Source organism: Stakelama portus, from assembly GCF_003171655.1.
GTDB classification, from domain to species: domain Bacteria; phylum Pseudomonadota; class Alphaproteobacteria; order Sphingomonadales; family Sphingomonadaceae; genus Sphingomonas; species Sphingomonas portus.
Map to the genome: position 1 here is coordinate 24,277 of NZ_QFZL01000010.1, position 6,404 is coordinate 30,680.

Consider the following 6,404-nt stretch of genomic DNA (forward strand, 5'->3'; position numbering starts at 1 on the left):
TCAGACAATGGCCGACGGCCCCAGTAGTAGCTCCGGCGACTCTACCCAAGACAGCGGCGGATTATGGCGCGGCTTGCGCGCACTCCTGTTCGGCGACGAACAGGAAGAAACGCTGCGCGAGCGGCTTGAAGACGTCATCCGCGATTATGAAAAGACCGGCGATTTGCCGCAGAAGGGCGACCTGACGCCGATCGAGCGGCAGATGCTGCGCAACCTGCTGCATTTCGGCGAACGCGATGCCGGCGATATCGGCGTGCCGCGCGCGGACATTGTCGCGGTCGAGGAATCGATATCCTTCCCCGATCTGGTCGCCTTTTTCGCCGAGGCGGAGCATAGCCGCCTGCCGGTCTATCGCGAAAAGCTCGATCATATCGTCGGCATGGTGCACATCCGCGACGTGTTCGCGATCCTGGCGACCGGCGCGGCGCCGCCGGTGACGCTGGCCGATCTGATCCGCCAGCCGCTCTATGTCCCGCAATCGATGGGCGCGCTCGACCTGCTTGCGCAGATGCGGCTGAAGCGGACGCATATGGCGATCGTGTTCGACGAATATTCGGGGACCGAGGGGCTGATCACGATCGAGGATCTGGTCGAGGAAATCGTCGGCGAGATCGAAGACGAGCATGACGAAGTGCCCGAACGGCTGCTCGTCCCGCTCGAAGACGGCATGTGGGAAGCCGATGCCCGCGCCGAACTGGAAGATGTCGGAGAAATCATCGACGCGCAGCTCGCGCATGTCGAAGAAGATGTCGATACGCTCGGCGGCCTCGCCTTCGTTCTTGCCGGCCATGTGCCCCAGCCCGGCGAGCGGCTGCAGCATGACAGCGGCTGGATGCTCGAAATTCTCGATGCCGATGCCAAGCGCGTCACGCGCATCCGGCTGCATCCGCCCGAGCTGGATTCGGAGGACGCGTAACCTTTCGGAAACCGGATTTGGCGCCTTTTATGCAGGTACAATCGATCACCGATTGCGCTTCAATCAATTTCTCCGAAGACGGCGTCGGGGGTAGGAGCAGTCTCTCTCCCCCAGCCGGTCGCCCCCAAGCATAAGGACCGGCCTCCCGGGGCCGCCGCCCAGCCCTCTTTGCGGCGGCCCCCATGGGAAGTTCGGTGCGTAGCGGGCCAAGGGCTCTAGGCGCGATGCGTCACAGCATCTATTCCAGCGCGATGCGCACTCGACTCATCATTATCGCCGCGATGCTGATCGTCGCCGCAGTTGCCGCCTGGCTGCTGCTTTTCCAGCCCGACGAAGCGCGGCTGACCCCCGAAGCGGTGAGCGGCCGCGTGCCCGAACTGTCCAACCCGCGTTTCGAATCGATCCCGACCGTCGATATCGCGGACGCGGTCGGCTGGCCGGACGGCGCAAAGCCCGCCGCGGCCAGGGGGCTGACAGTCACTGCATTCGCCGACGGGCTCGATCATCCGCGCTGGCTCTATCGCCTGCCCAATGGCGATATCCTGGTGGCGGAAACCAATTCGCCGCCGCGTACAGGCGGCGGCATCACCGGCATGGTGATGGGCCATTTGATGAAAAGGGCCGGCGCTGGCGTGCCTTCGGCCAATCGCATCACGCTGCTGCGCGATACCGATGGCGACGGCGTCGCCGATGCGCGCTCCGCGCTGCTGGAAAATCTCAACTCGCCCTTCGGCATGGTGCTGCTCGGCGACTGGCTCTACGTCGCCAATACCGATGCGCTCGTCCGCTATCCCTATAAACCGGGCCAGACGAAGATCACCGCCGCGCCGCAAAAGGTGATCGACTTGCCCGGCGGCGGCAATCACTGGGCGCGCAACGTCGTCGCCGCGCCCGATGGCAAACATCTCTATGTCAGCATCGGTTCGGCCACGAACATCGCCGATAACGGGCTCGATGCCGAACAGGGCCGCGCCCAGATCACCGAGATCGAGGTCGCTTCGGGCAAAACGCGTGTCTATGCCTATGGCCTGCGCAATCCGGTCGGCATGGCGTTCGATCCGATCGCACAACGGCTATGGGCCGTCGTCAACGAACGCGACATGATGGGGTCGGACATGCCGCCCGATTATATGACGGCGGTTTCGCTCGGCGAGTTTTTCGGCTGGCCGTGGAATTACTGGGGCGGCTATATCGACAAGCGCGTGCAGCCCGAACGGCCCGATCTTGTCGAATATACCAAGCGTCCCGATTTCGCGCTGGGCGCGCACACCGCGCCGCTGGGAATCGACTTTGCGGGCGATATCCGCCTCGGCCCCGATTATGCAAACGGCGCCTTCGTCTCGCTCCATGGGTCGTGGAATCGCGATCCGCCCGCGGGGTATAAGGTGGTCTTCGTCCCCTTTGCCGATAATGGCTTTCCCGTCCGCGACGCCAAGCCCGTCGATGTCGTCACCGGCTTCCTGAATGCCGATGGCAAGGCACAGGGGCGTCCCGTCGGGGTGATCGCCGATGCGACGGGGGCGATGCTGATCGCCGATGATGTGGGGAATGTGATCTGGCGCATCGCGCCGCCGCGTCCGATCGCGGCGCCGCCGCCGGTTCAGTAGAGACGCCCGCCATCCTCTGACGCATAGCTTGCGCTGACATAGCGGCTGTCGTGCCGGTCGATCCCGCTCTCGTCGCGCACGCGGTCAGCGAAATTGCGCACCCACCCGTCATATTGTTTCTCGCGCGACGCGACGGTCGGCGAGGAACGATGGACATAGCTGTAATAGGGATTCATGCCATCGACGGTATAGCGCCCCAGCGCGGCACCGGTCAGACTACCCAGCGACACTGCGCTGACTCCGAAAATCGCCGCAATACGCAACCGGCGGCGGCCCTTTCGGGATAGTTTGGACAGAGCAACCATGGCCTAAGAAAAGCACGGAGTCGCAAGAGGTTCCCTATTCGAGCAGCTTGGGTGCCTCGCGATTGAGCTTGGCCCGGATCTTCTCTGCGAACAGCGCGAGGAACGGCGGCAAGTCGATCGTGGCGTGGATTTTCGCTTCCCCGACTTCCAGCTTGCTCGCGATCCGCTGGCCCATCGCCGACACAGTGAACATCAACGTATCGCCTTCCCAATGATGTTCCTCCACCGTGCCGCCGGGAATCGTATCGGCAAGCTTGCCGATCCCGCCGGCGATCCGCTCGCGCGCGACGGCGCGGCCCAGCTTGTGCGGAATATCCAGCGTGATCGGATCGGGCATGAGTCGATTTCCTCAGGTGGCGAACAGCATCGCGTCATCGGCAAACGCCTTGAACTCAAGTGCGTTGCCGCTCGGGTCGCGAAAGAACATCGTCGCCTGCTCGCCGGGCTGTCCGCGAAAACGGATATGCGGCGCAATGCCGAAGGCGATGCCCGCCGCCGCGACCCGCGCGGCAAGCGCTTCCCAATCGGCCATGGTCAGCACCACGCCGAAATGCGGCACCGGCACGTCGTGTCCGTCGACCGGGTTGGTCGCCTCCGTGGCGCGTGCGCCATCGCTCAGATGCGCGACGATCTGATGGCCGAACAGGTCGAAATCGATCCAATATTCCGCCGACCGCCCCTCGCGGCACCCCAGCACGCCGCCGTAAAAGGCGCGCGCGGCGGCAAGGTCATGGACCGGAAAGGCAAGATGAAAGGGACGGATCATCGCCATATCCTAGCGCGCGCGACCGGCGCTTCCCAGCGAAACCATGGGGCGATTTGCCGCCTCCCCTTGCCCGCCCGGATCCGCTAAGCCGCTGTCATGCTCGCCCGTCCCTTGCTGCTCGCGCTGGTCGCGGGACTTGTCTCGCCGCTTGGCTTTGCCCCGCTCAATCTCTGGCCGCTGCTGCTGGCCGCACTCGCGCTGCTGCTCTGGCTGGTCCATCGCGCGCCCAGCCTGAAACGCGCGCTGCTGATCGGATGGGTGTTCGGCGTCGGCCATTTCACGGTTGGCAACAACTGGATTCAGCACGCCTTCGACTTTCAGGACAAGATGCCGCCGGTGCTCGGCTATTTCGCGGTGGTGCTGCTGTCGCTCTATCTCGCCATCTATCCGGCGATGGCGGCGGGGCTGGCGTGGAAATTCGGGCGGGACGCCGACAAAGGCAAGCCCGATACGGTCTATGTCCTGATCTTCGCCGCAGCATGGATCGTCACCGAATGGCTGCGCGGCGGCATGTTCACCGGCTATCCGTGGAACCCGCTGGGAGTCACCTGGCTCGCAGTGCCGGTGATCCCGCATGCCGCTGCGCTGGTCGGCACCTATGCGCTTTCCGGGCTGACAATCTTGTTCTCGGGCGCATTGCTGCTTGCCGTTTACAGACGCTGGATTCCAGCACTGGCGACGGCAGCCATACTGCCCGTGATCGGGGTGATCGGCTCGATTTCCAGCCTCGAAATAAAACAGACGCGCACCGCCGACACGCCCGTGCCTCCGCCATCGCCCGAAGTCGTCGTCGTCCAGCCCAATATCGGACAGGAGGGCGCTTCCAATGCCGATTATCCCGAACGCGTCTTCTCGCGGCTGCTTGCGCTGACCGGTCAGCCCGGCCCGACGCCGCGGCTGGTCGTCTGGCCCGAGGGGATGGTGAATTATTATATCGAGCCGGGCTATCCCGCCGACTGGTACTGGCAGGGCAGTTCGGAAATGGTCCGCCGCCGCATCGCCGCGCAGCTTGGGCCGAACGATGTCGCTTTGGTCAGCGGCAATGCACTGTTTTTCGGGCCGGATCACTATCACGCCTCGGGCGCGGCCAATTCGGTGTTCGTCGTCCGCCCCGACGCGCAGCTCCATGGCCGCTACGACAAGGCGCATCTGGTCCCCTATGGCGAATATCTGCCGATGCGGACGCTCCTTGCCCCGCTCGGACTCGCGCGGCTGGTGATGGGCGATATCGATTTCCTGCCCGGCCCCGGCCCGCGCACGCTGCCCGTCTCCGGCTTTGGCGATATCGGCGCGCAGGTCTGTTACGAAATCATCTTTTCGGGCCATGTCGTCGATCGCGCGCATCGCCCCGACATGATCTTCAACCCGTCCAACGATGCGTGGTTCGGTGCCTGGGGCCCGCCGCAGCATCTGGCGCAGGCACGGCTGCGCGCGATCGAGGAAGGCATTCCGATCCTGCGCGCGACGCCGACCGGCATTTCGGCAGTGATTGATGCGCGCGGCAAGCTGCTCGGCACGGTGCCGGCCGGAAAGGCGGGTACGATCCGCGTGGCGCTGCCGCATGCCGCGCCGCCGACATTGTTCTCGCGACTGGGCAACGCAATGGCGTTCCTGATTGCCGCATTGATGGTCGGCGCGGCCATTGCCATGCGGCGGCTGCGGCGTTAGATGCGGATATAACGAATTCTTTATATCGCGCTCCGGGCGGAACCCGGCGCGTTCCTGACAAGAGGAAATCCATGCGCTCCGAATTTCTCTTCACGTCCGAATCGGTTTCTGAAGGCCATCCTGACAAGGTGTCGGATCAGATATCCGATGCGATTGTCGACCTGTTTCTGTCGAAGGATCCGGAGGCGCGGATCGCGTGTGAGACGCTGACGACGACGCAGTTCGTGGCGCTGGCGGGCGAGATCCGCTGCAAGGGCGTGTATGAGGACGGGCAATGGGCACCGGGCGCGCTTGAGGAGATCGAAAAGACCGTCCGCGATACGGTGAAGGCGATCGGCTATGAGCAGGACGGCTTTCACTGGGAAACGCTGACCTTCGAAAACCGCCTGCACGGCCAGTCTGCGCATATCGCCCAGGGCGTCGATGCCGCGGGCAACAAGGATGAAGGCGCGGGCGATCAGGGCATCATGTTCGGCTATGCGATCGACGACACGCCGGACCTGATGCCGGCGACGCTCTATTACAGTCACCAGATTCTCGAGCGGATGGCGGCCGACCGCCATTCGGGGGCGGCACCGTTCCTTGAGCCCGATGCCAAGAGCCAGGTGACGCTGCGCTATCGCGACGGCAAGCCGGTGGCGTGCACGGCGGTGGTGGTCTCGACGCAGCATGGCAAGGGCTATGACGCGGGCGAGAAGGAAGCCGAGCTCAAATCCTATGTGAAGCAGGTGATCGCCGATGTGATCCCGGCCGAGCTTCTGTCGGATGCGACCGAATATCACATCAACCCGACCGGCAGCTTCGAAATCGGCGGTCCGGACGGCGATGCGGGGCTTACCGGGCGCAAGATCATCGTCGACACCTATGGCGGCGCGGCCCCGCATGGTGGCGGCGCGTTCAGCGGCAAGGACCCGACCAAGGTCGATCGTTCGGCGGCGTATATCACGCGCTATCTTGCCAAGAACATCGTTGCCGCCGGCCTTGCCAAGCGCTGCACGATCCAGCTCGCCTATGCGATCGGCGTCAGCAAGCCGCTGTCGCTCTATGTCGATACCCATGGCACCGGCACGGTGGGCGACGATGCGATCGAAGCGGCGATCGGCAAGATCGCAAAGCTGGGCGGCCTGACCCCGCGCGCGATC

The 6,404-nt window shown here is 64.2% G+C and carries 7 protein-coding genes; 4 read left to right on the forward strand and 3 right to left on the reverse strand.

Translation table 11 applies throughout. The features are described from left to right. The first annotated feature begins 7 nt into the window (after positions 1-7). Both DKB74_RS18240 and DKB74_RS18245 read left to right on the forward strand, forming a co-directional pair. The gene (locus DKB74_RS18240) at positions 8-916 is read left to right on the forward strand and encodes a hemolysin family protein (RefSeq protein ID WP_109809634.1); all 909 of its coding nucleotides are present in this window, start codon (positions 8-10) and stop codon (positions 914-916) included. A 251-nt stretch (positions 917-1,167) separates the two neighbouring features. Continuing rightward, positions 1,168-2,523, forward strand: a complete 1,356-nt coding sequence (locus tag DKB74_RS18245; protein ID WP_109809639.1) for a PQQ-dependent sugar dehydrogenase — start codon at positions 1,168-1,170, stop codon at positions 2,521-2,523. Here DKB74_RS18245 and DKB74_RS18250 read toward each other — a convergent pair. The 3 genes from DKB74_RS18250 to DKB74_RS18260 all read right to left on the reverse strand — a co-directional run bounded on the left by DKB74_RS18250 (position 2,517) and on the right by DKB74_RS18260 (position 3,594). Continuing rightward, a complete protein-coding gene (locus DKB74_RS18250) occupies positions 2,517-2,753 on the reverse strand; it encodes a hypothetical protein (RefSeq protein ID WP_145961044.1) in 237 nt (78 codons plus the stop codon). The two genes, DKB74_RS18245 and DKB74_RS18250, sit on opposite strands and share 7 nt — an antisense overlap. A 109-nt stretch (positions 2,754-2,862) precedes the next feature. Continuing rightward, positions 2,863-3,165 carry a polyhydroxyalkanoic acid system family protein gene (locus DKB74_RS18255; RefSeq protein ID WP_109809636.1) on the reverse strand — a complete coding sequence of 101 codons (303 nt, stop codon included), beginning with the start codon at positions 3,163-3,165 and terminating at the stop codon, positions 2,863-2,865. A 12-nt stretch (positions 3,166-3,177) separates the two neighbouring features. After that, positions 3,178-3,594, reverse strand: coding sequence for a VOC family protein (locus DKB74_RS18260; RefSeq protein ID WP_109809640.1), 417 nt, complete (start codon positions 3,592-3,594; stop codon positions 3,178-3,180). Between the two features lie 96 nt (positions 3,595-3,690). Here DKB74_RS18260 and lnt point away from each other — a divergent pair, with 96 nt between their 5' ends. Continuing rightward, a complete protein-coding gene (gene lnt / locus DKB74_RS18265; RefSeq protein WP_109809637.1) occupies positions 3,691-5,262 on the forward strand; it encodes an apolipoprotein N-acyltransferase in 1,572 nt (523 codons plus the stop codon). A gap of 71 nt (positions 5,263-5,333) precedes the next feature. After that, positions 5,334-6,404 (forward strand): methionine adenosyltransferase (gene metK, locus DKB74_RS18270; protein WP_109809638.1); only part of this gene is annotated, 1,071 nt, incomplete at its 3' end.

Excerpts from the sequence above, each read along its gene's own strand:
- DKB74_RS18240 (WP_109809634.1), top strand. The coding sequence starts at position 8 with ATGGCCGACGGCCCCAGTAGTAGCTCCGGCGACTCTACCCAAGACAGC.
- DKB74_RS18245 (WP_109809639.1), top strand. The coding sequence starts at position 1,168 with ATGCGCACTCGACTCATCATTATCGCCGCGATGCTGATCGTCGCCGCA.
- DKB74_RS18255 (WP_109809636.1), bottom strand. The coding sequence starts at position 3,165 with ATGCCCGATCCGATCACGCTGGATATTCCGCACAAGCTGGGCCGCGCC.
- DKB74_RS18260 (WP_109809640.1), bottom strand. The coding sequence starts at position 3,594 with ATGATCCGTCCCTTTCATCTTGCCTTTCCGGTCCATGACCTTGCCGCC.
- lnt (WP_109809637.1), top strand. The coding sequence starts at position 3,691 with ATGCTCGCCCGTCCCTTGCTGCTCGCGCTGGTCGCGGGACTTGTCTCG.